Origin of the sequence: Streptomyces macrolidinus (assembly GCF_023887685.1) — a bacterium.
GTDB classification, from domain to species: domain Bacteria; phylum Actinomycetota; class Actinomycetes; order Streptomycetales; family Streptomycetaceae; genus Streptomyces; species Streptomyces macrolidinus.
Window position 1 is genome coordinate 157,062 of the sequence record NZ_JAMWMR010000003.1, and the last position, 24,876, is coordinate 181,937.

General features: G+C 69.8%; 24 protein-coding genes and 1 tRNA gene. 23 read left to right on the forward strand and 2 right to left on the reverse strand.

What is annotated here, in order from left to right:
* Positions 1-21: 21 nt before the first annotated feature.
* Complete coding sequence (locus NGF19_RS04755; protein WP_252422372.1) at positions 22-1,116, reverse strand: DUF1152 domain-containing protein; 1,095 nt, start codon at positions 1,114-1,116, stop codon at positions 22-24.
* 80 nt (positions 1,117-1,196) lie between these two features.
* On the opposite strand from NGF19_RS04755, the gene NGF19_RS04760 reads away from it, so the two are divergent.
* Positions 1,197-1,937 carry a GntR family transcriptional regulator gene (locus NGF19_RS04760; protein ID WP_252422374.1) on the forward strand — a complete coding sequence of 247 codons (741 nt, stop codon included), beginning with the start codon at positions 1,197-1,199 and terminating at the stop codon, positions 1,935-1,937.
* Between the two features lie 273 nt (positions 1,938-2,210).
* Positions 2,211-2,648, forward strand: a complete 438-nt coding sequence (locus NGF19_RS04765) for an ATP-binding protein (RefSeq protein ID WP_252422376.1) — start codon at positions 2,211-2,213, stop codon at positions 2,646-2,648.
* 475 nt (positions 2,649-3,123) lie between these two features.
* Here NGF19_RS04765 and NGF19_RS04770 read toward each other — a convergent pair.
* A tRNA-Arg gene (locus NGF19_RS04770) sits at positions 3,124-3,195 on the reverse strand.
* Positions 3,196-3,303: 108 nt separating this feature from the next.
* Here NGF19_RS04770 and NGF19_RS04775 point away from each other — a divergent pair.
* The 21 genes from NGF19_RS04775 (at position 3,304) to NGF19_RS04875 (ending at position 24,766) form a co-directional block, all read left to right on the forward strand.
* Positions 3,304-3,861, forward strand: coding sequence for a response regulator (locus NGF19_RS04775; RefSeq protein ID WP_252422378.1), 558 nt, complete (start codon positions 3,304-3,306; stop codon positions 3,859-3,861).
* A gap of 146 nt (positions 3,862-4,007) precedes the next feature.
* Positions 4,008-4,991, forward strand: coding sequence for an ArgS-related anticodon-binding protein NrtL (nrtL, locus tag NGF19_RS04780; protein WP_252422380.1), 984 nt, complete (start codon positions 4,008-4,010; stop codon positions 4,989-4,991).
* Positions 4,992-5,015: 24 nt separating this feature from the next.
* The gene (gene lysA / locus NGF19_RS04785; protein WP_252422382.1) at positions 5,016-6,407 is read left to right on the forward strand and encodes a diaminopimelate decarboxylase; all 1,392 of its coding nucleotides are present in this window, start codon (positions 5,016-5,018) and stop codon (positions 6,405-6,407) included.
* Positions 6,408-6,854: 447 nt separating this feature from the next.
* Entirely contained in the window at positions 6,855-8,201 is a 1,347-nt protein-coding gene (locus NGF19_RS04790; RefSeq protein ID WP_252422641.1) for a homoserine dehydrogenase, read from the forward strand.
* A gap of 6 nt (positions 8,202-8,207) precedes the next feature.
* The gene (gene thrC, locus NGF19_RS04795; protein ID WP_252422383.1) at positions 8,208-9,266 is read left to right on the forward strand and encodes a threonine synthase; all 1,059 of its coding nucleotides are present in this window, start codon (positions 8,208-8,210) and stop codon (positions 9,264-9,266) included.
* Between the two features lie 241 nt (positions 9,267-9,507).
* Positions 9,508-10,425: a homoserine kinase gene (gene thrB / locus NGF19_RS04800; RefSeq protein WP_252422384.1), complete on the forward strand. Its 918-nt coding sequence runs from the start codon at positions 9,508-9,510 to the stop codon at positions 10,423-10,425.
* Between the two features lie 408 nt (positions 10,426-10,833).
* Positions 10,834-12,813 carry a transcription termination factor Rho gene (gene rho, locus NGF19_RS04805; RefSeq protein ID WP_252422385.1) on the forward strand — a complete coding sequence of 660 codons (1,980 nt, stop codon included), beginning with the start codon at positions 10,834-10,836 and terminating at the stop codon, positions 12,811-12,813.
* 270 nt (positions 12,814-13,083) lie between these two features.
* Positions 13,084-14,223: an LCP family protein gene (locus tag NGF19_RS04810; RefSeq protein WP_252422386.1), complete on the forward strand. Its 1,140-nt coding sequence runs from the start codon at positions 13,084-13,086 to the stop codon at positions 14,221-14,223.
* A 241-nt stretch (positions 14,224-14,464) separates the two neighbouring features.
* Positions 14,465-14,686 carry a 50S ribosomal protein L31 gene (gene rpmE / locus NGF19_RS04815; RefSeq protein ID WP_252422387.1) on the forward strand — a complete coding sequence of 74 codons (222 nt, stop codon included), beginning with the start codon at positions 14,465-14,467 and terminating at the stop codon, positions 14,684-14,686.
* A 135-nt stretch (positions 14,687-14,821) separates the two neighbouring features.
* On the forward strand, positions 14,822-15,889 hold the full coding sequence (prfA, locus tag NGF19_RS04820; RefSeq protein ID WP_252422388.1) for a peptide chain release factor 1: 1,068 nt from the start codon (positions 14,822-14,824) through the stop codon (positions 15,887-15,889).
* A gap of 105 nt (positions 15,890-15,994) precedes the next feature.
* Positions 15,995-16,840: a peptide chain release factor N(5)-glutamine methyltransferase gene (prmC, locus tag NGF19_RS04825; RefSeq protein ID WP_252422389.1), complete on the forward strand. Its 846-nt coding sequence runs from the start codon at positions 15,995-15,997 to the stop codon at positions 16,838-16,840.
* Positions 16,837-16,977 (forward strand): hypothetical protein, encoded by a 141-nt coding sequence (locus NGF19_RS04830; RefSeq protein WP_252422390.1) that lies wholly within the window; start codon positions 16,837-16,839, stop codon positions 16,975-16,977. The genes prmC and NGF19_RS04830 overlap by 4 nt, the downstream gene beginning before the upstream one ends.
* A 2-nt stretch (positions 16,978-16,979) precedes the next feature.
* Positions 16,980-17,627: an L-threonylcarbamoyladenylate synthase gene (locus NGF19_RS04835; protein WP_252422391.1), complete on the forward strand. Its 648-nt coding sequence runs from the start codon at positions 16,980-16,982 to the stop codon at positions 17,625-17,627.
* A gap of 34 nt (positions 17,628-17,661) precedes the next feature.
* The gene (locus tag NGF19_RS04840) at positions 17,662-18,330 is read left to right on the forward strand and encodes an arsenate reductase/protein-tyrosine-phosphatase family protein (protein WP_252422392.1); all 669 of its coding nucleotides are present in this window, start codon (positions 17,662-17,664) and stop codon (positions 18,328-18,330) included.
* Positions 18,331-18,540: 210 nt separating this feature from the next.
* On the forward strand, positions 18,541-19,782 hold the full coding sequence (gene glyA, locus NGF19_RS04845) for a serine hydroxymethyltransferase (RefSeq protein ID WP_252422393.1): 1,242 nt from the start codon (positions 18,541-18,543) through the stop codon (positions 19,780-19,782).
* Between the two features lie 137 nt (positions 19,783-19,919).
* Positions 19,920-21,245, forward strand: a complete 1,326-nt coding sequence (locus NGF19_RS04850) for an MraY family glycosyltransferase (RefSeq protein WP_252422394.1) — start codon at positions 19,920-19,922, stop codon at positions 21,243-21,245.
* Between the two features lie 333 nt (positions 21,246-21,578).
* The gene (locus tag NGF19_RS04855) at positions 21,579-22,016 is read left to right on the forward strand and encodes a Cg1360 family ATP-synthase-associated protein (protein ID WP_252422395.1); all 438 of its coding nucleotides are present in this window, start codon (positions 21,579-21,581) and stop codon (positions 22,014-22,016) included.
* A 225-nt stretch (positions 22,017-22,241) separates the two neighbouring features.
* Positions 22,242-23,060: a F0F1 ATP synthase subunit A gene (atpB, locus tag NGF19_RS04860; protein ID WP_505016631.1), complete on the forward strand. Its 819-nt coding sequence runs from the start codon at positions 22,242-22,244 to the stop codon at positions 23,058-23,060.
* A 66-nt stretch (positions 23,061-23,126) separates the two neighbouring features.
* Positions 23,127-23,363, forward strand: a complete 237-nt coding sequence (gene atpE, locus NGF19_RS04865; RefSeq protein WP_252422396.1) for an ATP synthase F0 subunit C — start codon at positions 23,127-23,129, stop codon at positions 23,361-23,363.
* Positions 23,364-23,402: 39 nt separating this feature from the next.
* Positions 23,403-23,954 (forward strand): F0F1 ATP synthase subunit B, encoded by a 552-nt coding sequence (locus NGF19_RS04870; protein ID WP_252422397.1) that lies wholly within the window; start codon positions 23,403-23,405, stop codon positions 23,952-23,954.
* The gene (locus NGF19_RS04875) at positions 23,951-24,766 is read left to right on the forward strand and encodes a F0F1 ATP synthase subunit delta (RefSeq protein WP_252422398.1); all 816 of its coding nucleotides are present in this window, start codon (positions 23,951-23,953) and stop codon (positions 24,764-24,766) included. Before NGF19_RS04870 ends, NGF19_RS04875 begins: the two co-directional genes overlap by 4 nt.
* Positions 24,767-24,876 lie beyond the last annotated feature (110 nt).

The following is a 24,876-nucleotide window of genomic DNA, read 5'->3' on the forward strand; positions in this document are numbered from 1 at the left end:
AGCAGCAGAGATAGTTGTTGCTCAGGCTTCCGCAGGGATGTGCCATAAGGGTGCGGCGCATTGCTTCGGGCGGCTGTCGAGGAGTAGTTGGCGAAGCGCGTCGAGTTGTGAGTTGTTGAGGTTCAGGGCCTCCGCGATGCGGCGGAATGTCGTGTGGCTGACTCCTCGCTTGCGTGCTTCGGCCTGGAACTGGTCGAGCTTGGCCAGGATTGTTGCCCGGTTCGGCACCGCGTGAGGCTGTTCCTTCAGCCAGGCCGCCTTGTTGCGCTCGTAGTCGATCTCCGAGTAGCCACAGACTTCGCGGCTGTGCTGCTCGACCTGGTCGAGGCTTTCGCTCGCCATGACGGCGCGGGCGAGCTGGTTGCGGCTGACGGCGTCGTCCAGGTCGACTTCATGGACCCTCGGGCTCTCATCCGTGAGCGGCACGAGAAGTCCCGAGTCACGGATCTCGCAGGTGCCGCGTACGCCCCGTGCCGTGGCCGCGAGCATCCCGGTCGCCTCTGACGGGTGCCACTCGAGGACAGAGCTGATCGGCTGCACGTCGGTCGGGGTGAAGGTGTGGACGATGGGGCCGAGCATGCCACGCAAGTCGTCGAAGGGCAGCTCGCCGTCCAAACCCGGGCCCGCCACCAGGAGCCGGATGGGGGAGCCCACCTGGCAGCACGCGGCGAGCGTGAGGGCGTCGGCGAGAGGACTCTTGAGAGTCGGCTCATCGCCGCGAGCGAGGATGTCCCCGCCCACATCGAGGAGATCGATCGACTCGGGCGCCAAGTGGTCGACCAGTTCCTCAAGTTGACGCGTGATGCCCCTGGCACCCTGGTAGGGGTCGATCAACGCAAAGGAGTGCGGGAGTTCCGCGGCCAGTCGGGGAAGGGTGGAGCCTGCGGGAGCGAGGGGGCTGGCACCCGGTGGTACTGCTCGTACCGCCGGGGTGATCTGTTCAAGGCCGGTGAAGTCGGCTGCTCCCCGTGGGCCCGGTACCGGGTCCACGACAAGACGCTCCCACGCGTACGTGAGGATCACCGCCTGGCCCTCGTTGCCGTACAGGGCGGCGTGGAGCATCGCGCAAGCGACCGCGTCGCCCCCTCCGCCCGCTGCGACGATCAACCGCTTCATGCGCTCAGGGTAGGGGTTTGCGGATTGGTCGTTCACTCTATAGTGGCCAGAGGCCATAGCCACTTGGACTGGGAGGGCGGATGCCTCAGATTGCGGAGACTCAGCCGAAGTACCTCCAGATCGCGCACTACATCCGTGATCAGATCCTTCGAGGCGACCTGCGACCGGGAGACGAAGTCCCCTCGGAACGGCAACTCGCCGCAGACTGGAAGGTCTCCCGGCCCACGGCCGCGCGGTCGCTCGAGGCGTTGAGTCATCAGGGCCTGGTCGAGAAGCGGCAGGGTTCGGGCACGTATGTGCGGAGTCTGGAGGTAAACCGGCGTGCACGTGAGCTGTACGGACGGGCACGGCAGACCGGGAAGATCTACGCGCCCGGCGAGTATGCGGTGATCACTTCCGCCGGTTGGCTGGAAGCGCCGGATCATGTGGCTGAGGCGCTGGGGCTGGCCAAGGACCGTCGAGCTGTGCACCGCCGGCGCGTGACGAACAACCAGAACGGCCCGATCGCCCTGTCCATCTCATGGTTTGCTCCGGACGTCGGTCAGCGTGCTCCGCGGCTGATGGACCCTGAGCGGATTCAGGAGGGGACTCTGATGTACGTCGAGACGATGACTGGGCGTCAAGGGGGCTATGCGGAGGACCGCATGTGCGCTCGGGTCGCCACAGATGAAGAAGTGGCCGATCTCTGCCTGGAACCTGGTTCTGCAGTCCTGATCGTTCATCACGTCGTTTTCGACCTTCAGGACCGGCCGCTCGAGTTCGCCGAAGCGACCTATCCCCCGCATCGCTGGGCCTTCGAGCAGGGCTATCCCCTCACCTGACAGGGCGACAGTTCCGTTGAAGCGCTTGCGAAGGCCGAGTGGCTAATGCCACTATCCAGCAAGTGGCTAATGCCACTTGAGCGGAACGGGCACGTCGCAACGAATCGGTGGTCGGATCGGGGGCTCGCTTATGCCGGGAAGTGTCGAGGCGCGATTGGAAGAGTGCTTCGGTTCCTGCACGGTGCTGGCGCTCTTCGCGGCCGACGGCGACGCCGTGCCCCGTCGAAGCGACGCCGCCTCGACGGCGGCGGCAGCGGCAAGGAGTGAGCGCGGATGACCTACACCATCGACCACTACAACGGCCAAAGTTCAGCACGGCTCGGAGCGATGACCTTGCAACCGGCGCCAGAGTCCGTACCCCGGGCTCGGCGCTGGTTCCGGAGGTTCATCGCTCCCCACAACCCGTCCTGCTCGGTGGATGATTGCGCGTTGATGATCTCGGAGCTGGTGACGAACGCCATCCTGTACGGGCGGTCGGACGAAGCTTGGCTGGTGCGCGTGGAATGGTACCGAGACGGAACCTCGTTGCGGGTCGAGGTGCACAATCCCGGGTTCCCCGCGAGCGTACGTATGCGGCACCCGGAGGCGAACGACGCTCACGGGCGAGGACTGCTCCTGGTCGGCTCCATCGCCGACTCCTGGCACTCCGGGCCCAGTCGCTTTGGTGGAACGGTGGTCTCGTTCGTCGTGGCTGAGGCCTGGCCGTCCTGAGGGAGGGTCGCTTCTGCTTGGGCGCCTGTCTCCGATCGAGCGCGTACCAGTTCGGCAGCGCCCTGTGATCTTCGGAGGCCTTATGGGCTTGCTGTTTGTCCCTCGATGGAGCCGGGACCGCCCGCAAAGCTCCTCTGGGAGGAACAGAGCTGGAACGTGATCTTCGTCAGGAAGCCCAAGAGGAGATCTCGATCAGCCGCTCAGGGCTGGGTCGCCACGGGTCGGGCATGGTGCGGTGTCTGCGTCCTCGCTTCGATGAGTGGATGTAGTGCGAGGGCGTGCAGGCGGGTGACTTCGGATCTTGGTGTCTGAGGTGCAACGATGCCTCGTGGACGCGCAGAGCGCGGCGCATGCCTGTTCATGAATGGCCCACGGACCCCGGCATTCGCCTGGTCAGAGCACGTCTGCACATACGCGAAGACCCCGGCCTCAGCGTTTCCGCTGGTGACGGGGTCTTTGGGCACCTCATGAAGGGTGCCCCCGGCAGGATTCGAACCTGCGCACACGGCTCCGGAGGCCGTTGCTCTATCCCCTGAGCTACGGGGGCGTGTCTGCTGCTTTCTGCGGCGACGGGTAGAACCCTACCAGCTCTTTCCGGGTCGTCAGGAACGGGTTGTCGGGCGGTTGCGTGGGGAGGGCCCCGGACGGGGTGGAAGTGGGGAAAACCCGGACGCGGTGCCGTCGGTCGACCTACTCTCGAGTTGTGTCAGGCGCGTCCGGCCGGGTTCTTGTTGTGGACGACAACAAGGTCATCCGGCAACTGATCAGGGTCAACCTCGAGCTGGAGGGGCTTGAGGTCGTGACCGCGGCTGACGGCGCCGAGTGTCTGGACGTCGTCCATCAGGTGCGGCCCGATGTCGTCACCCTCGACGTGGTCATGCCCCGGCTGGACGGGCTGCGGGCCGCCGCGCGGCTCCGTTCCGATCCCCGTACGCGCGAGCTGCCCCTCGTCATCGTCAGCGCCTGTACGCAGCACGAAGTCGCCGGCGGTCTCGGTGTCGGCGTGGACGCCTTCCTCGCCAAGCCCTTCGATCCGGCCGAACTTGTTCAAGTCGTACGGGAGTTGATGGGGCGTCATCGTCGTCGGGATGTTCAATGGGACCAGCCGCGTTTCGAGTCCGCCCAACATGCCGAACGCTCTGAGTACGTCAAGCACGTCAAGCGTCCCGGGCTCCCTGGTGGTGCCGGGCATACGGGGCATGTGAGCGGTTGAGTGGGTGGGTGCCTTGGTCGCCTTGGTCGCCTTGGCCGCCTGCTGGTCTGCGTCCCCTGCCCAGCCTCGGTCGACTGCAGGCCTCCCCCTCTGCCCCGCCCGAACCGACTCGCAAACCCACCCCTCTCCTCCCCTACCCTTGTCCCGTGACCCCCGTCGAGCTCTCCCGTACCGTGCTGTGCGCGGTGCGTTGTGCTGTGGACGCGGGGGAGCTGCGGGTGGCCGTGCCCCCGCGGGTCGTTGTCGCTCCGCCCCGGCCCGGTGGGCGTGGTGACTACGCCACCAACATCGCCCTCCAGCTCGCCCGGCCCGCCGGGCAGCCGCCGCTTCGGGTCGCCGAGATCCTGCGGTCCCGTATCAGCAGTGCCCCCGGTATCGCCGACGTCGAGATCACCGGGCCCGGGTTCCTCAACATCCATCTGGAACCCGCCACCGCGACCGCCGCCCTCGTCCGCGAGATTCTCCACCGCCGCTCACCGGCCACACCGACCAGCGGCGACGACTCCCTCACCCTCCGCATCCCCCACGACCCCCGCGCCCTCGCCGTCGCCGACGCCCTCGTCCGTATCCTCGCCACGCAGGGCAGCCGCGCCGATGTCCGGTACGCGCGTCCCGGTGAGCCGTGCGAGGTGCGGCCCGTTCCCGCCGCCGGGGACCCCACCCCTCTCGGTCCCGACGCCGCTCGCTGGGCGCTGCTGTATCCCGCCGCGCACGACCGGCCCCGGATCGGCGGTGAGCATCTGGTGCAGCGCGAGAGCAACCCTCTCTTCCGTGTGCGCTACGCCCACTCCCGCGCCCGTGCGCTCGTCCGCAACGCCGAGCGGCTGGGATTCGACAGCGTTCCCGGTGAGGTGGGTGATGTACCCGAGGCCGGGCCGCTCGTCCGCACCCTCGCCGAGTACCCCAACGCCCTGACCCAGGCGGCAGCCCACCGCGCGCCCGATCGGCTCGCCCGGCATCTGGTCGCCGTCGCCGATGCCCTGCTCGCCTTCCAGCACACCGTGCTTCCGCTCGGCGACGAGAAACCCTCGGCCGCCCACCGGGCCCGGCTCGCGCTCGCCGAAGCCGCCGGGACGGTGCTCGCCGGCGGCCTGTCCCTGCTCGGCATCAGCGCCCCTGACTACCTCTGACCTGCGAGAAAGCCCCAGATCGACATGAGCCGTTCCGCACATCCCGCCGGGCCCCGCCACGCCGACGTCCTCCCCGAGGGCCACTACTCCGCCCCGCCCGCCGACCTCAACGCCCTCGACCCCAAGGTGTGGGCCCGGACCGTACGCCGTGACGCCGACGGCGTCATGACCGTCGGCGGTGTCGACGTCAAGACGCTCGCCGAGCGGTTCGGCACCCCCGCCTACTTCATCGACGAGGCCGACTTCCGGGCGCGGGCGCGGGCCTGGCGCACCGCCTTCGGGCCCGCCGCCGACGTGTTCTACGCGGGCAAGGCGTTCCTCTCCCGCGCCGTCGTGCGCTGGCTGTACGAGGAGGGGCTCAACCTCGACGTCTGCTCCGGCGGCGAACTCACCACCGCCCTCCTCGCGGGCATGCCCGCCGACCGCATCGCCTTCCACGGCAACAACAAGTCCACCGAGGAGATCACCAAGGCCGTCGAGAGCGGCGTCGGGCGGATCGTCCTCGACTCCTTCCAGGAGATCGCGCGGGTCGCACACATCGCCTCCTCGCTCGGCAAGCGGCAGCGCGTGCTGATCCGTATCACCGTCGGCGTCGAGGCCCACACCCACGAGTTCATCGCCACCGCGCACGAGGACCAGAAGTTCGGGATCCCGCTCGCCGACGGACAGGCCGCCGAGGCCGTACGCCGCACCCTGCGGCTCGACGGGCTCGAACTCATCGGTATCCACAGCCACATCGGCTCGCAGATCTTCGACATGTCGGGCTTCGAGGTGGCCGCCCACCGCGTCGTGGGGCTGCTCAGGGACCTGCGCGACGAGCACGGCGTCGAGCTTCCCGAGATCGACCTCGGCGGTGGCCTCGGCATCGCCTACACCAGCGACGACGACCCGCGCGAACCCCACGAGATCGCCAAGGCGCTGACCGAGATCGTCACCCGCGAGTGCGAGGCCGCCCGCCTGAGCACCCCCCGCATCTCCGTCGAACCCGGGCGCGCCATCGTCGGCCCCACCGCGTTCACGCTGTACGAGGTCGGCACCATCAAGCCGCTGGAGCGGCTGCGTACGTACGTCTCCGTCGACGGCGGCATGTCCGACAACATCCGCACCGCGCTGTACGACGCCGAGTACAGCGTCGCGCTCGCCTCCCGCGCCTCCGACGCCGAGCCCATGCTGGTCCGGGTCGTCGGCAAGCACTGCGAGAGCGGGGACATCGTGGTGCGGGACGCCTTCCTGCCCGCCGACCTGGCCCCCGGCGACCTGCTCGCCGTGCCCGCCACGGGTGCGTACTGCCGCTCCATGGCCAGCAACTACAACCACGCGCTCCGCCCGCCCGTCGTCGCCGTGAGCGAGGGCGAGGCCCGGGTGATCGTCCGCCGCGAGACCGAGGAGGACCTGCTGCGTCTCGACGTCGGGTGACGCGCGGAGCCCTCACGCCTCCGCGCGTCCGTCCCCACCCCGGGTGTCCCGGACGTCCGGGTGAGCGGCGTGGCGCCGCGGCGACAACCGGAGCCCCCGCACAGTGGGCTCCGGGCCTTCTGGCGTCCGGTGGCTGTCGGAAGCCCTCGCGACACGGGATCCGGGTCTCCAGGCGTCCGGCGGCTGCGGAGCCCCGCGCACGGGCTCTGGGCCCCCGGCCTCCGGAGGCCTCCAGGCTCCCCGCGCCACGGGCTCCGATGCTCCAGGCATCCGGAAGCTGTCGGAGCGCCCCCCGCCCCCCGGCTCCGGAAGATCTCCGCTCGGCGGGTGTCGGAAAACGAAAGAAATGTCTCACGATCCGGACCAGGGGCGGAAAGTGTCGTCCGGTGAGTGAGACTGGTCAAAACACTGGTCAAGGAACCGGACCGCATGAGGAAACGAGGTCGGATGATGCGTACGCGTCCGCTGAAGGTGGCGCTGCTGGGCTGTGGGGTTGTCGGCTCAGAGGTGGCGCGCATCATGACGACGCACGCCGACGACCTCACGGCCCGCATCGGCGCCCCCGTCGAGCTCGCGGGTGTCGCGGTCCGGCGGCCCTCCAAGGTGCGTGAGGGCATCGACCCCGCCCTCGTCACCACCGACGCCACCGCCCTCGTCAAACGCGGCGACATCGACGTGGTGGTCGAGGTCATCGGCGGTATCGAGCCCGCGCGGACCCTCATCACCACCGCCTTCGAACACGGCGCGTCGGTGGTCTCTGCCAACAAGGCCCTCCTGGCCCAGGACGGCGCCGCCCTCCATGCCGCCGCCGAGGAGCACGGCAAGGACCTGTACTACGAGGCCGCCGTCGCCGGTGCCATCCCGCTGATCCGGCCGCTGCGCGAGTCCCTCGCCGGGGACAAGGTCAACCGCGTCCTCGGGATCGTCAACGGCACGACCAACTTCATCCTCGACAAGATGGACACCACGGGCGCCGGCTACCAGGAGGCCCTGGACGAGGCCACCGCTCTCGGGTACGCGGAGGCCGACCCCACCGCCGACGTCGAGGGGTTCGACGCCGCAGCCAAGGCCGCCATCCTCGCCGGTATCGCCTTCCACACGCGCGTACGTCTCGACGACGTCTACCGCGAGGGGATGACCGAGGTCACCGCCGCCGACTTCGCCTCCGCCAAACAGATGGGCTGCACGATCAAGCTGCTCGCCATCTGCGAGCGCGCCGCCGACGGGGGCTCGGTCACCGCCCGCGTGCACCCCGCCATGATTCCGCTGACCCACCCGCTCGCCTCCGTACGGGGCGCGTACAACGCGGTCTTCGTGGAGTCGGACGCCGCGGGCCAGCTCATGTTCTACGGGCCCGGCGCGGGCGGTTCGCCGACCGCGTCCGCCGTCCTCGGCGATCTCGTGGCCGTCTGCCGCAACCGGCTCGGCAACACCACCGGACCCGGCGAGTCCGCGTACGCGGCCCTGCCCGTCTCGCCCATGGGCGACGTCGTCACGCGCTACCACATCAGCCTCGACGTCGCCGACAAGCCGGGTGTCCTCGCCCAGGTCGCCACCGTCTTCGCCGAGCACGACGTCTCGATCGACACGGTGCGGCAGAAGGGCAGGAATCAGGGCAGCGGCGACGAAGTCGCCGTCGATCAGGGTGGTGGCGGGCGACGGGAGGGAGAGGCCTCCCTCGTCGTCGTCACCCATCGTGCGTCCGACGCCGCGCTGCGCGGGACCGTCGAGGCGCTGCGCAAGCTCGACACCGTGCGGGGTGTCGCCAGCACCATGCGGGTTGAAGGAGAGTAACCAGCAATGACTCACCAGTGGCGCGGAATCATCGAGGAGTACCGGGACCGGCTTCCGGTGTCCGACAGCACGCCCGTCGTGACGCTCCGCGAGGGCGGTACGCCGCTCGTGCCCGCGCAGGTGCTCTCCGAGCGCACGGGCTGCGAGGTCCACCTCAAGGTGGAGGGAGCCAACCCCACCGGGTCCTTCAAGGACCGCGGCATGACCATGGCCATCTCCAAGGCCAAGGAGGAGGGCGCCAAGGCGGTCATCTGCGCCTCCACCGGCAACACCTCCGCGTCGGCCGCCGCCTACGCCGTACGCGCGGGCATGGTCTCGGCGGTGCTCGTGCCGCAGGGCAAGATCGCGCTCGGCAAGATGGGCCAGGCCCTCGTGCACGGCGCCAAGATCCTCCAGGTCGACGGCAACTTCGACGACTGTCTGGACCTCGCCCGCGCGCTGTCCGACAACTACCCGGTGGCGCTGGTCAATTCGGTCAACCCGGTGCGCATCGAGGGCCAGAAGACCGCGGCCTTCGAGATCGTCGACATGCTCGGCGACGCGCCCGACATCCATGTCCTCCCGGTCGGCAATGCGGGCAACATCACCGCTTACTGGAAGGGCTACAAGGAGTACGCCGCCGACGGCATCGCGCGGCACACTCCGCGGATGTGGGGCTTCCAGGCCTCCGGTTCGGCGCCCATCGTGCGCGGCGAGGTCGTCAAGGACCCCTCGACCATCGCCACCGCGATCCGGATCGGCAACCCCGCCTCCTGGAAGTTCGCGCTGGCGGCCCGGGACGAGTCGGGCGGCCTCATCGACGAGGTGACGGACCGTGAGATCCTGCGCGCCTACCGGCTGTTGGCCTCCCAGGAGGGCGTCTTCGTCGAGCCCGCGTCCGCCGCGTCCGTCGCCGGTCTGCTGAAGGCGGCCGAGCAGGGCAAGGTCGACCCGGGCCAGCGGATCGTGTGTACGGTCACCGGCAACGGGCTCAAGGACCCCGACTGGGCCGTCGCGGGCGCCCCGCAGCCGGTCACGGTCCCGGTCGACGCGGCAACCGCGGCCGAGCGGCTCGGACTGGCGTAATCGGGGCGCTTGCGGGGGACGACCCCGCACGCCGCCCGACAGCGGATGCACAGGGGGCTTACGACACGCATCGTGCGCCTCCTGTGCGCCCTATGTCGCCACAGAACCTTCCTTCGATAGGCTGTACTCAACCCGCCCGCCGCATATGCCGCGGTGCCGCGCCGTCCCTGCGGCCTTCGGGTCTTCCGTACGCATCGAGTGTCATTCGACCATCACGCAGCTCAAGGAGAGTCAACGAGCGATGGCCGGTCCAGCGTTCCGCGCCGCCGCCGTCCGGGTGCGCGTCCCCGCCACCAGCGCCAACCTCGGGCCGGGCTTCGACGCCCTCGGCCTCGCGCTGGGGCTCTACGACGACGTGGTCGTCCGGGTGGCCGACTCCGGGCTGCACATCGACATCGCGGGTGAGGGCAGCCGGACGCTGCCGCGCGACGAGAGCCACCTCCTCGTACGATCCCTGCGCGCCGCCTTCGCCGCCCTCGGCGGGCAGCCGCGCGGCCTGGAGATCGTCTGCGCCAACCGCATTCCGCACGGCCGCGGCCTCGGCTCCTCCTCCGCCGCCATCTGCGCCGGCATAGTCGCCGCCCGCGCCGTGACGATAGGCGGCGACAGTCGGCTCGACGACGCCGCGCTGCTCGAACTCGCCACCGAGATCGAGGGCCACCCCGACAACGTCGCGGCCTGTCTGCTCGGCGGGTTCACGCTCTCCTGGATGGACCGCGGCGCCGCGCGCGCGATCCGCCTGGACCCCGCCCGTTCCATCGTTCCGGTGGTTTTCGTGCCCGGGAAGCCCGTGCTGACCGAGACCGCGCGCGGACTGCTCCCGCGCGCCGTGCCGCACGTCGACGCTGCCGTCAACGCGGGCCGCGCCGCACTGCTCGTCGAGGCCCTGACCCGGCGCCCCGAGCTGCTGCTGCCCGCCACCGAGGACCGCCTCCACCAGGAATACCGGGCTCCGGCCATGCCGGAGAGCGCCGCGCTGGTGGAACGGCTGCGGGCGGACGGCATCCCCGCAGTGATCTCCGGCGCCGGACCCACGGTCCTGGCGCTGGCCGACGGCGACAGCGCCGACAAGGTGGCCGACCTGGCAGGTGAGGGATGGGCCGCCAACCGGCTTGACCTGGACAGTCAGGGAGCGTGCGTACTGCCGCTCGCGCCCTGACACACGGTTGCCGGTTTCGAGAGGGGGAATGTTTGTTGGATCCGGTAGTGTTAATCTCAAGTCAGCACCCGACCCAGCCATGGCGTGGTGCTTCGTGTCCCCGTCCGGGACAACCCTTCTTCCGGGAGCCTCCCAAGTCGCATTGTGTTCCGTATTCCGTACGTGAGCGGTACGTCGTATACGGGACTGGGCGAATTGCCGAGCATGCTCCGGAATCGGTGTGACCGAGCCGCGCGACACAGACCCGGGTGTCACGGCTCCGGGAAGCGCCAGTCACCAGATGTTTCTTCCGCCGCTTATGGCGGACCACCGCCCCGGCACGGTCCATACAGACGAGGACCGAAGCCGGACAGCACAACCGGTCGCCGAGCCAGACAGGCCGACGTCCGCTCCAGGGAAGGACCCTTCGTGAGCGACACCACCGATCTGATGGGCGCACGTGTCGAGGAGACCGCTGCCGCGCCCGCCACGGACGCCTCCGCGCCTGCCACCGGTGCCGGCTCCCGGCGGCGCCGCGGTACCGGCCTCGAGGGCATGGTGCTGGCCGAGCTTCAGCAGGTCGCATCCGGCCTCGGTATCAGGGGCACGGCGCGCATGCGCAAGAGCCAGTTGATCGAGGTCATCAAGGAGGCGCAGGCCGGGGGTGGCTCCCAGGCGGCTTCGGGCGCCGGGGCCAAGACCGCCGCTTCCACCGGGGACGCCACCGAGACCAAGCCGAAGCGCCGGGCCACCTCCCGGACGCGTACCGGTGACGCGGAGGCCAAGGCCGAGAAGTCGGCCGAGGCTCCGAAGCAGATCGAGATCCCCGGCCAGGGCGCCGGGGACGACACTCCGGCCGAGCGCCGTCGGCGCCGTGCCACCGCCGAGGCCGGCAGCCCCGAGACGGCCACCGCCGAGGCGAAGAGCGAGCCGAAGGCCGAGGCACCCGCCCAGGCGCAGACGCAGTCGCAGGGCGAGAGCCGTGGCGAAGCCGGTGAGGGCGGCGAGGGCCGCCGCCGTGACCGCCGCGACCGTGGGCGCGACCGCGACCGCGACCGCGATCGGGATCGCGACCGCGACCGTCGTGGCAAGGGTGACGACCAGCAGCAGGGCCAGCAGCGTCAGCAGCAGGGCGGCGGCGGTCGGCAGGACCGTCAGGACGACGGCTTCGACGACGACGGTGGCCGCCGGGGCCGTCGCGGGCGCTACCGCGACCGCCGGGGCCGTCGGGGCCGCGACGAGATCGCCGAGCCGCAGGTCGCCGAGGACGACGTCCTGATCCCCGTCGCGGGCATCCTGGACATCCTCGACAACTACGCCTTCATTCGCACCTCGGGCTACCTGCCCGGTCCGAACGACGTGTACGTCTCCCTCGCCCAGGTCCGCAAGAACGGCCTGCGCAAGGGCGACCACATCACGGGTGCGGTCCGTCAGCCCCGTGACGGCGAGCGCCGCGAGAAGTTCAACGCGCTGGTCCGCCTCGACTCCGTCAACGGCATGGCGCCCGAACACGGCCGTGGCCGCCCGGAGTTCAACAAGCTGACGCCGCTGTACCCGCAGGACCGGCTGCGCCTGGAGACCGACCCGGGCGTGCTGACCACCCGCATCATCGACCTGGTGTCGCCGATCGGCAAGGGCCAGCGTGGTCTGATCGTGGCCCCGCCGAAGACCGGCAAGACCATGATCATGCAGGCGGTCGCCAACGCGATCACGCACAACAACCCCGAGTGCCACCTGATGGTCGTCCTGGTCGACGAGCGTCCGGAAGAGGTCACCGACATGCAGCGGTCGGTCAAGGGCGAGGTCATCTCCTCGACCTTCGACCGCCCGGCCGAGGACCACACCACGGTCGCCGAGCTGGCCATCGAGCGCGCCAAGCGCCTGGTGGAGCTGGGCCACGACGTCGTCGTGCTGCTCGACTCGATCACGCGTCTGGGCCGTGCGTACAACCTCGCCGCGCCCGCCTCCGGCCGCATCCTGTCCGGTGGTGTCGACTCGACCGCGCTCTACCCGCCGAAGCGCTTCTTCGGTGCCGCGCGCAACATCGAGGACGGCGGCTCCCTCACGATCCTCGCCACCGCGCTGGTCGACACCGGCTCGCGCATGGACGAGGTCATCTTCGAGGAGTTCAAGGGCACCGGCAACATGGAGCTCAAGCTCGACCGGAAGCTCGCCGACAAGCGCATCTTCCCCGCGGTGGACGTGGACGCGTCCGGCACGCGTAAGGAGGAAATCCTGCTCGGCGCCGAGGAGTTGAACGTCGTCTGGAAGCTGCGCCGGGTGCTGCACGCGCTCGACCAGCAGCAGGCGATCGAGCTGCTCCTCGACAAGATGAAGCAGACCAAGTCGAACGTCGAGTTCCTGATGCAGATCCAGAAGACGACGCCTTCGCCCGGCAACGGCGACTGAGTCGACAGCGACCGAGTCGACGGCGACCGATCGCGTCCGACCGATCACGTTCGACTGCGGGGCCGCTCCCTCGGCCGGTGCCCAGCACCGGCCGGCGGGGCGGCCCTGTGCGTTGTCCGGGGCCTTGTCCGGGATGCCGTTGTCCGGGCATGTCCGAGATCTATCTCATAAGCGGTGGTCTTGGTTGCTGTGCAACCCTTGCTCCGGTTACTCCGTCTGACCGTACGGGGTGACGATGGAACAGCGGGGGCCACAAGGACCGAGGAGCACATGCCTGCCGAGCGCGAGCCGAACCCCGGCATAGCCGACAAGGCCACGACCAGCGGCCCGCGCCACCGCGCGAAGGGCCATCGGCACCGGCACCGCGGCGGCAGACGCCGCAGGGCTCTCCTCGTCACCGCCTGGACGGCCGCGGGCGTCCTGCTGCTCGGCGGTACCGGCCTCGGCGTCGTGTACTTCAAGCTCAACGGCAACATCCACAGCGTCGACCTCAACCAGATGCTCGGCGGCCACCGGCCCGCGAAGGTCGACGACGGCTCCCAGAACATCCTGGTCCTGGGCTCGGACAGCCGCTCGGGCGGCAACGACAAGCTGGGCGGCGGCGCCGACGACGGCACGGCCCGCTCCGACACCGCGATGATCGTCCACGTCTACAAGGGCCACAAGCGGGCCAGTGTCGTCTCGATCCCGCGTGACACCCTCGTCGACCGCCCCGAGTGCACCGACAGCAAGGGCACCGCGCAGCCCGCGGCCTCCGGCGTGATGTTCAACTCCGCGTATGCGACCGGGGGCGCGGCCTGCGCCGTGAAGACCGTCGAGTCGATCACCGGTATCCGTATGGACCACTTCGTGGAGGTCGACTTCACGGGCTTCCAGAAGCTGATCGACGACCTCGGCGGCGTCCGGGTGACCACCACCAGGGACATCCACGACCCCGACAGCCATCTCGATCTGAAGGCCGGGGCCCACACCCTCGACGGCGAGCAGGCGCTCGGCCTGGTCCGCACCCGGCACGGCGTCGGCGACGGCTCAGACCTCGGCCGTATCCAGCTCCAACAGGCCTTCATGAAGGCCCTGGTCGACCAGGTGGGGCAGGTCGGCGTGCTGACCAGCCCGAGCAAGCTGTACGACCTCGCCGACACCGGGACCAAGGCCGTCACGACCGACTCCGACCTGGCCTCCGTGAAGAAGCTCGTCTCCTTCGCCGGCGGGCTCAAGGGGATCGACTCCTCCCGGATGAACATGGTGACGATGCCGGTCCGCTACGACCCGTCGAACCCCAACCGGGTCCTGCTGGAGAAGGACAAGGCGCAGCTCGTGTGGGACGCCCTGAAGAACGACCGGCCGATCCCGGCGAGCGCGACCGAGGGCGCCGACACGGGCCAGGCCGACGGCGTGGTCACCGGTTGATCCCCGGAACCCCTTGAGCCCCTGAGCGGCCCGGCCGGGGCCGGTCAGGGCCTTCCTGGAGCCGATCCGGTGCCGATCCGGGGCCTTCGGGGACCTGGCAGGGGACCTGGCGGAATAGATCGCTTGATCCCCCGGTTTTGGGTGATGCGGCCAGTCCTGGCAGACTGGTACGTCGGCTCCGGTTCACGCACCCGCATCCCGCGGCTGCGACCCGGCGCCCTCCCGGAACCTAGGAGACACCTTGAAGCGCGACATTCACCCCGCGTACGTCGAGACGCAGGTCAGCTGCACCTGCGGCGCGTCGTTCACCACTCGTAGCACCATCGACTCCGGCACCATCCGTGCCGAGGTCTGCTCCGAGTGCCACCCGTTCTACACGGGCAAGCAGAAGATCCTCGACACCGGTGGCCGTGTGGCCCGCTTCGAGGCCCGCTTCGGCAAGGCTGCCGCTGCCAAGAAGTAGCGAGCCCATCGCGCCGGTCTCCGGTGCTCCCGTACCGGGGGCGTCGGGACCGGCGCTTTGCGGTGCAGCCCCTGTCAGTCGTACCTACGTCCCCCACGCCCCGGCCGGGCGGGGGACACCCCATGGGAGCCGGAGATGTTCGAGGCGGTCGAGGAACTGGTCGGTGAACACGCCGATCTGGAGAAGAAGCTCGCCGATCCATCGGTCCACGCCGATCAGGCCAACGCGCGCAAGCTGAACAAGCGCTACGCGGAGCTGACCCCGATCATCGCCACGTACCGCTCCTGGAAGCAGTCCGGCGACGACATCGAGACCGCGCGCGAACTGGCCGCGGACGACCCGGACTTCGCCGCCGAGGTCAAGGACCTGGAGAAGCAGCGCGAGGAACTGACCGAGAAGCTGCGCTTCCTGCTCATCCCGCGTGACCCCAACGACGACAAGGACGTCATCCTCGAGATCAAGGCGGGCGCGGGCGGCGACGAGTCGGCCCTGTTCGCCGGTGATCTGCTGCGGATGTATCTGCGCTACGCCGAGCGCGTCGGCTGGAAGACCGAGATCATCGACTCCACCGAGTCCGAGCTGGGCGGCTACAAGGACGTCCAGGTCGCGGTGAAGGCCCGCGGGCAGATCGAGCCCGGCCAGGGCGTGTGGGCCCGGCTGAAGTACGAGGGCGGTGTGCACCGCGTGCAGCGCGTGCCGGCCACCGAGTCGCAGGGCCGTATCCACACCTCCGCGGCCGGTGTGCTCGTCACGCCCGAGGCGGAGGAGGTCGACATCGAGATCAACCCGAACGACCTGCGCATCGACGTCTACCGCTCCTCCGGGCCCGGCGGCCAGTCCGTCAACACGACCGACTCCGCGGTGCGGATCACGCACCTTCCGACCGGCGTCGTCGCCTCCTGCCAAAACGAGAAGAGCCAGTTGCAGAACAAGCAGCAGGCGATGCGTATCCTGCGCTCCAGGCTGCTCGCCGCCGCGCAGGAGGAGGCGGAGCGGGAGGCCGCCGACGCCCGCCGCAGCCAGGTCCGCACGGTCGACCGCTCCGAGAAGATCCGTACGTACAACTTCCCGGAGAACCGCCTCTCGGACCACCGCGTCGGATTCAAGGCGTACAACCTGGACCAGGTGCTCGACGGCGACCTCGTCGCGGTGATCCAGGCCTGCGTCGACGCCGACTCGGCCGCCAAGCTCGCGGCTGCGTGACGCCGAGGCCCGACGCGCCGAGTGCCGGGGCCCGCGACCCCGGCACGACCACCCCCACGACCATCCATCAGACCCAAGGCACCGCACACGGACCGGAGGACGAGCGTGAACCTGCTGCTCGCGGAGGTGGCCCAGGCCACCCAGCGGCTGGCCGACGCCGGCGTGCCCTCGCCGCGCAACGACGCGGAGGAGCTCGCCGCCTTCGTGCACGGTGTCCGGCGGGGCGAGCTGCACACCGTCAAGGACGCCGACTTCGACGCCCGCTACTGGGAGGTCATCGCCCGCCGCGAGGCGCGCGAGCCGCTCCAGCACATCACCGGGCGCGCCTTCTTCCGGTATCTGGAACTCCAGGTCGGGCCCGGGGTGTTCGTGCCCCGGCCGGAGACCGAGTCGGTGGTCGGCTGGGCCATAGACGCGGTGCGCGCGATGGACGTCGTCGAGCCGCTGATCGTGGACCTGTGCACCGGCTCGGGCGCCATCGCGCTCGCGCTGGCCCAGGAGGTGCCGCGCTCGCGCGTGCACGCGGTGGAGCTGTCCGAGGACGCCCTGCAGTGGACCCGGAAGAACATGGAGGGGTCCAGGGTCGACCTGCGCCAGGGGAACGCCCTGACGGCCTTCCCGGACCTCGACGGCCAGGTCGACCTCGTGATCTCCAACCCGCCGTACGTCCCGCTCACCGAATGGGAGTACGTCTCTCCGGAGGCCCGGGACTACGACCCCGAACTGGCCCTGTTCTCCGGCGAGGACGGCCTCGACCTGATCCGCGGCCTGGAGCGCACCGCGCACCGGCTGCTGCGCCCCGGCGGTCTCGTCGTCATCGAGCACGCCGACACCCAGGGCGGCCAGGTGCCGTGGATCTTCACCGAGGAGCGGGGCTGGGCCGACGCGGCCGACCACCCCGACCTCAACAACCGGCCGCGCTTCGCCACCGCCCGCAAGGCCCTGCCGTGAGCCCGGCCCGCCTCGGGGCGTGGTGCACGCCCCGTGCGAAGACTTCAAGCCAGTACGAGATCCAGTACGAGATCCCGAACGTGATCCAGCAGTACGTGAACGTGATCCAGCAGTACGTGTACGAGGAGGCCCTCTAGACATGGCACGGCGATACGACACCAACGACGCGACCGACCGAGCGACCGGTCTGCGCGAGGCCGCGTCCGCCGTCCGCCGTGGCGAACTCGTGGTGCTGCCCACCGACACCGTGTACGGCGTGGGCGCCGACGCGTTCTCCGCGGAGGCCGTGGCCGATCTGCTCCAGGCCAAGGGCCGGGGCCGAGGCATGCCCACGCCCGTCCTCATCGGCTCCCCGAACACCCTGCACGGCCTCGTCACGGACTTCTCCGAGCTGGCCTGGGAACTGGTCGACGCGTTCTGGCCGGGCGCCCTCACGCTCGTCGCCAAGCACCAGCCGTCCCTCAAGTGGGACCTCGGGGACACCCGGGGCACGGTCGCCGTCCGGATGCCGCTGCACCCGGTCGCCATCGAACTGCTGACGGACGTCGGCCCGATGGCCGTGTCCTCCGCGAACCTGACCGGCCACCCGGCGCCGGAGAACTGCGACGCCGCGCAGGAGATGCTCGGCGACTCGATCTCCGTCTACCTGGACGGCGGCCCGACCCCCGGCATCGTGCCCTCCTCGATCGTCGACGTCTCGGGCTCGGTGCCCCTGCTGCTGCGCGAGGGCGCGATCTCGGCCGAGGAACTGCGCAAGGTGGTACCCGACCTCGAGGTGGCGAATTGACCGCCCCCCACACCCCCGAGCAGGGGGGACCCCCATGCGCGGCATAGGCAACGGGTACGGCTACGGGACGACGGGGAGCCTGGCGGAACCAGGGCTCCCCGGCGACACCTTTCGCATCCTCCACGTCAGCACGGGCAACGTGTGCCGCTCGCCGATCACCGAGCGGCTGACCCGGCATGCCCTGGCGGACCGGCTCGGCGACGCGCTCGGCGGCGGTCTGATCGTGGAGAGCGCGGGCACCTGGGGCCATGAGGGCGCGCCCATGGAGGCGAACGCCGAGGCGGTCCTCGCGGACTTCGGCGCGGACGCCTCCGGGTTCGTCGGCCGGGAGCTCCTGGACGAGCACGTCATCCGGGCCGACCTGGTCCTGACGGCGACCCGCGACCACCGCGCCCAGGTCATCTCCATGGGCCACTCGGCGGGGCTGCGCACGTTCACGCTGAAGGAGTTCACCCGCCTGGTGCGGGCGATAGACCCGGCGACGCTGCCTCCACTGGAGGACGGCGTGGTCGCGCGCGCCCGCGCGCTGGTCGGTGCCGCCGCGGCGCTGCGCGGCTGGCTGCTGGCGCCGACGGCGGACGCGGACGAGGTGCACGACCCGTACGGGGCGCCGCTGCCGTTCTTCCGGTCGATCGGCTGCGAGATCCAGCAGGCGCTGGACCCGGTGGTGACCGCGCTGACGGGCGTACCCGCCCGAGCCTGAGCCCGGACGGCGCGTTCCGGGGCTCTTCGGGGGCCTCTTCCCGGGGCCCGGACGCCGCGCTGACGGCTCCGTGCCGCCCCGCCGGGGTTCCCGGTCCACCACCCTCGTCACGGGCCCGCACAGGCGTACCTGCGGGGACCGCGACGACCGGGCGCCCCAGGGGCCCCGGGCCTACAGTTGGACGTACGTCCCCGACGCCCGGAGTGCACCATGGCGCTCACCCCCACCCTCGAGGCCGACGTCCTGCGTCGACAGGACCCCGAGATGGCCGACATCCTCCTCGGGGAACTCTTCCGGCAGTCGACGACGCTCCAGCTCATCGCCGCCGAGAACTTCACCTCGCCCGCCGTGCTGACCGCCCTCGGCTCCCCGCTCGCCAACAAGTACGCGGAGGGCTATCCCGGCGCCCGCTACCACGGCGGATGCGAGGTCGTCGACGTGGCCGAACGCCTCGCCGTGGACCGCGCGAAGGCACTGTTCGGGGCCGAACACGCCAATGTGCAGCCGCACTCGGGCTCCTCCGCGGTGCTCGCCGCGTACGCCGCCCTGCTGCGGCCCGGCGACACCGTCCTCGCCCTGGGGCTGCCCTACGGCGGCCACCTCACGCACGGCTCGCCCGCCAACTTCTCCGGCCGCTGGTTCGACTTCGTCGGCTACGGCGTCGAGGCGGAGACCGGGCTCGTCGACCGCGAGGAGGTGCGCGTCCTGGCCCGCGCGCACCGGCCCAAGGCCGTCGTGTGCGGGTCCATCGCCGCGCCCCGCCATATCGACTACGCGTTCTTCCGCGAGGTCGCCGACGAGGTGGGCGCGTATCTCATCGCCGACGCCGCCCATCCCATCGGGCTCGTCGCCGGGGGAGCGGCGCCCAGTCCGGTGCCGTACGCCGACGTCGTCTGCGCCACCACGCACAAGGTGCTGCGCGGCCCGCGCGGCGGCATGATCCTGTGCGGGCGCGAGCTGGCCGGGCGGGTGGACCGGGCCGTCTTCCCGTTCACCCAGGGCGGCGCCCAGATGCACGCCGTCGCCGCCAAGGCCGTCGCGTTCGGCGAGGCGGCGCGGCCGGCCTTCGCGGTCTACGCCCACCAGGTCGTCGCCAACGCCCGGACGCTGGCGGAGCGTCTGGCCGACGAGGGGCTGATGCTCGTCACCGGCGGCACCGACACCCACATGCTGATCGTCGACCCCGCGCCCCTGGGCGTCGACGGCCGCACCGCGCGCGGGCGGCTGATGGCGGCCGGACTGGTCATGGACACCTGCCCGCTGCCGCACAGCGAGGCCCGCGGACTGCGCCTGGGCACCGCCGCGGTGACCACCCAGGGCATGGGCGAGCCGGAGATGGAGCGCATCGCCGCGCTGTTCGCGGCCGTGCTGCGCGAGGAGACGGACGGCACCCAGGTGCGCGCCGAGGTACGCGAGATGACCGGGAGATTCCCGCCCTATCCCGGCCTGTGACCCGGCCGGTGAGCGCAGGCTCGACGATGTGCGCCGCCGCACATGCAACCATCTTCGCTACCCGCCGGTCCTCAACCATATGCACGCGAAGCTAAGGTGTGGGGCTGAGGACGTCCGCGAGACCTGTGGGGAAGCCTGTGCGTGAATACCTGCTGACGCTCTGCATCACGGCCGCGGTGACGTATCTGCTGACAGGGCCGGTACGCAAGTTCGCGATCGTGGCGGGGGCCATGCCGGAGATCCGGGCCCGGGACGTGCACCGGGAACCGACACCCCGGCTCGGCGGTATCGCGATGTTCTTCGGTCTGTGCGCGGGTCTGCTGGTCGCCTCGCATCTGGAGAACCTCAACGAGGTCTTCGCCAAGTCGAACGAGCCGCGGGCGCTGCTCTCCGGTGCCGCGCTGATCTGGCTCATCGGTGTGCTGGACGACAAGTTCGAGATCGACGCCCTGATCAAGCTCGGCGGCCAGATGATCGCCGCGGGCGTGATGGTGATGCAGGGTCTGACGATCCTGTGGCTGCCGGTGCCAGGCGTCGGCTCGGTCGCGCTCACCCAGTGGCAGGGCACGCTGTTGACGGTGGCCCTGGTGGTCATCACGATCAACGCGGTCAACTTCGTCGACGGTCTCGACGGTCTCGCCGCGGGCATGGTGTGCATCGCGTCGGCCGCGTTCTTCATGTACGCGTACCGGATCTGGTACGGCTACGGCCTGGAGGCCGCCGCCCCCGCGACGCTGTTCGCGGCGATCCTCATGGGCATGTGTCTCGGCTTCCTGCCGCACAACATGCATCCGGCGCGGATCTTCATGGGCGATTCGGGGTCGATGCTGATCGGGCTCGTGCTCGCCGCCGGGGCCATCTCGATCACCGGGCAGGTCGACCCGGACGCGATGAACCTCTTCTCCGGGTCCGAGCGCGCCACGGTCCATCAGACCGTCCCGGTCTACATCCCGTTGCTGCTGCCGCTGACGATCATCGCGGTCCCGGCCGCGGACCTCGTCCTCGCGATCGTGCGCCGTACCTGGCGCGGGCAGTCGCCGTTCGCCGCGGACCGCGGGCATCTGCACCATCGGCTCCTGGAGATCGGCCACTCGCACAGCCGGGCCGTGCTGATCATGTACTTCTGGTCGGCGCTCATCGCCTTCGGGACGCTCGCGTACTCCGTCAAGTCGGCGTCCATGTGGATCGTGCTCGGCATCGTGGCACTGAGCGCGGTCGGTCTGGTGCTGCTTCTGCTGCCGCGGTTCCGGCCGCGCGCCCCGCGCTGGGCCGAGGCCGTCGTGCCGCCGCGCTACCGCCGTGCCGCCGCGAAGCCGCTGTCCGCCGCGTACGAGGCAGGGGAGGGGCCGGAGGCCGAGGGCTGCCGGACCCCGGTCGTCGCGGGCGTCTCCGGGGTCAACGGGGCCACGGCGATCGGTTCCCGGGCGCGGCTGGACCGCCGTAAGGCCGAGTCCCCGCGCTGACGGAGGCCACGGGCGCAGACCGTCGGGCGCCGAGCGACAAGGTAAGAATCTGACGAGTGCGTTGCCGAGTCATGGGGGTGCAAAGCGCCCCAATACCAGACAATTCCCTCTCGTATTTGCGCAATAGCGCAGGGTCACACTCATGTGTGACAGCACGCACACCCAGTAGGTAAAGACCGCATCAAATAGTTTGTGATACCGTTCACGAGAACCCCGGGGTAGAGCCAAAGGGTCCCAATGTGCTGGGTCCCTCGGCGCGAGGTCTCCACTCGGCCCGGGACTACGCTCGTCCATGACGACACCCTGCCCCTTTCACTCAGCGGAGTTGCCGCCATGCCGTCTTCCGACGCCCGGAACCTTCTCCAGATCGCTGTACCCACAGCGGCTGTCGGCGTGATCGCCGTCGCCGTCAGTGGTGCGGTCGCTGGGGGCAAGGGTGCGCTCGGCGCGGCCGTCGGTACGGTGCTCGCCGTCCTCTTCATGGGGATCGGCCTCTACGTCCTTCAGTGGACGGCGAAGTCGCTTCCGCATCTGTTCCAGGCCATGGGGCTGATGCTCTATGTCGCCCAGCTCCTGCTGCTCCTGATCTTCGCGGGCGTCTTCAAGGACACTTCCCTGTTCAATCCGAAGACGTTCGCGGCCGGGCTCGTCGTGGCGACGGTCGTGTGGATGGCGGCGCAGGCACGTGCGCACATGAAGGCCAAGATCTTCTACGTCGACCCTGACTCCGAGAAGCACGAGAAGCCTCAGAAGACGGGCTCCTCGTCGTGAGGGGTAGGGCCGGGATAAAGACGTGTGCGAGATCCTGCTATCGTCCGGTGCCAACTGCGGCATCGCGGGCGAGGGCATCTGAGCTGACGCCTGCTCAATCGCGAGGCTTGATGCCCCACTGCCGCCCCCACATCCGTAACACCAGTCCGGTGCCGTTCCGCGGCTGCGCGCCGCACCGACACAACGAGGTTGCCCAACCCATGCGTCACGCCGAAGGAGCCCGCGGTGAGTGCTGACCAGACCCAGCTCGCCTTTGACTGGAGCTGCCGCATCCTGTCCGACAACGGTTGTGGCTTTCCGGCACCGGGCCTGAACTCCTTCCTCTTCAAGCCCCTGTTCACCGTGGGCGGCTTCGAGTTCAACAAGGTGATGCTGCTCGCGCTCGTCACCACCGCCCTGGTCGTGACGTTCTTCGCACTGGCCTTCGGCAAGGCCAAGGTCGTCCCGGGCAAGATGCAGTTGATCGCCGAGGCCGGCTACGACTTCGTGCGCCGCGGCATCGTCTACGAGACGCTCGGCAAGCGCGAGGGCGAGAAGTACGTCCCGCTCATGGTCTCGCTGTTCTTCTTCATCTGGATCATGAACATCTGGTCCGTGATCCCGCTGGCCCAGTTCCCGGTCTCGTCGCTGATCGCCTTCCCGATGGTGCTCGCGCTGATCGTCTACGTCACCTGGGTCGCGCTGACCTTCAAGAAGCACGGCTTCGTCGGCTTCTTCAAGAACGTCACGGGCTATGACAAGTCGCTCGGCGCCGTGCTGCCGCTCGTCATGGTCATCGAGTTCTTCTCGAACCTGCTCGTCCGCCCGTTCACGCACGCGGTGCGACTGTTCGCCAACATGTTCGCGGGTCACCTGATGCTGGTGATGTTCACCGTCGCCTCCTGGTACCTGATGAACAGCTACATGATCCCGGCCGCCGGTGTCTCGTTCGTGATGACCATGGCCATGATCTGCTTCGAACTCTTCGTGCAGGCCGTCCAGGCGTACGTCTTCGTACTCCTCGCCTGCTCCTACATTCAGGGCGCTCTCGCCGAGCACCACTGAGCCCCCACCCCACCCCTCGTCCGGTGGCCAACCCCCACCGGTTCGTTAAGAGAAGGAAGATTCAGCATGGCTGCCACTGAGACCCTCGCCGCTGTCTCCGGCTCCGTCGGCTCCATCGGCTACGGCCTCGCCGCGATCGGCCCCGGCATCGGCGTCGGCATCATCTTCGGCAACGGCACCCAGGCCCTGGCCCGCCAGCCCGAGGCTGCCGGTCTGATCCGCGCCAACCAGATCCTGGGCTTCGCCTTCTGTGAGGCGCTCGCCCTCATCGGCATCGTTATGCCGTTCGTGTTCGGTCGGTAAGCAACTCCTGACCGACACGTATCGACGAAAGGCACTGATGTGATCGCCAACCTGGTGCAGCTCGCGGCCGAGGAGACGGAGCAGAACCCGCTCCTCCCGGCCGGCCCCGAGCTGCTCGTCGGCACCATCGCCTTCGCCATCGTGTTCTTCTTCTTCTGGAAGAAGCTGCTCCCGAACATCAACAAGGTTCTGGACGAGCGGCACAAGGCGATCGAAGGCGGGATCGAAGAGGCCGAGGCCATGAAGGTCGAGGCCCAGAGCGTGCTCGAGCAGTACAAGGCTCAGCTCGCCGAAGCCCGGCACGAGGCCGCGCGGCTGCGCCAGGAGGCGCAGGAGCAGGGTGCCCAGCTCATCGCCGAGATGCGCGAGGAGGGCCAGCGGCAGCGCGAGGAGATCGTCGCCGCCGGTCACGCGCAGATCGAGGCCGACCGCAGCGCCGCCGCCCAGCACCTGCGTCAGGACGTCGGCCGTCTGGCCACCGACCTGGCGGGCAAGCTGGTCGGTGAGTCCCTCGAGGACCACGCCCGGCAGAGCCGCGTGATCGACCGCTTCCTCGACGAGCTCGAGGAGAAGGCCGAGGCCGCGCGATGAACGGAGCGAGCCGCGAGGCCCTGGCAGCCGCACGCGAGCGTCTCGACGCGCTGACGGACTCCACGTCCGTGGACGCGGCGCAGCTCGCCGACGAGCTGGCCGCCGTCACCGCGCTGCTCGACCGCGAGGCGTCGCTGCGTCGGGTCCTCACCGACCCGGCGCAGCCCGGCGAGGCCAAGGCCGAGCTGGCCCAGCGCCTGCTGGACGGCCAGGTCAGCGGGGCGACCGCGGACCTGGTGGCCGGCATGGTGCGTACGCGCTGGTCGCAGCCGCGCGACCTGGTGGACGCGGTGGAGGAGCTGGCGAACATCGCCGACCTCACCGCCGCCGAGAAGGCGAACGGCCTCGACGACGTCGAGGACGAACTGTTCCGGTTCGGCCGTATCGCCACCTCGAACACCGAGCTGCGCTCCGCGCTGACCGACCGTGCCGCGACCGCCTCGGCGAAGGGCGAGCTGGTGCGCCGGCTCCTCGGTGGCCGGGCCCACGTGACCACGGAACGTCTGGTGACGCGTCTTGTGACCGCGCCGCGTGGACGTAGCCTGGAAGCGGGAATCGAGTCCCTGTCCAAGCTCGCCGCCGCGCGCCGTGACCGCCTGGTCGCTGTCGTCACCTCGGCGGTGCCGCTCAGCGACACCCAGAAGCGGCGCCTCGGTGCCGCGCTGGCCAAGGTGTACGGCCGCCCCATGCACCTCAACCTCGACGTGGACCCCGCGGTCCTCGGCGGGATGCGGGTGCAGGTCGGAGACGAGGTCATCAACGGTTCCGTCGGGGACCGACTCGAGGACGCCGCCCGCCGCATGGCGAGCTAAGCGCAACTCCATACGCAGTACTACGGCCCGCGTTGGGCCGTGCAGAGGATTCCTGGGGGCCGCCCCCAGACCCCCAAAGAAACTTCGGGCCCAACAAGGAGAGCAGGGAA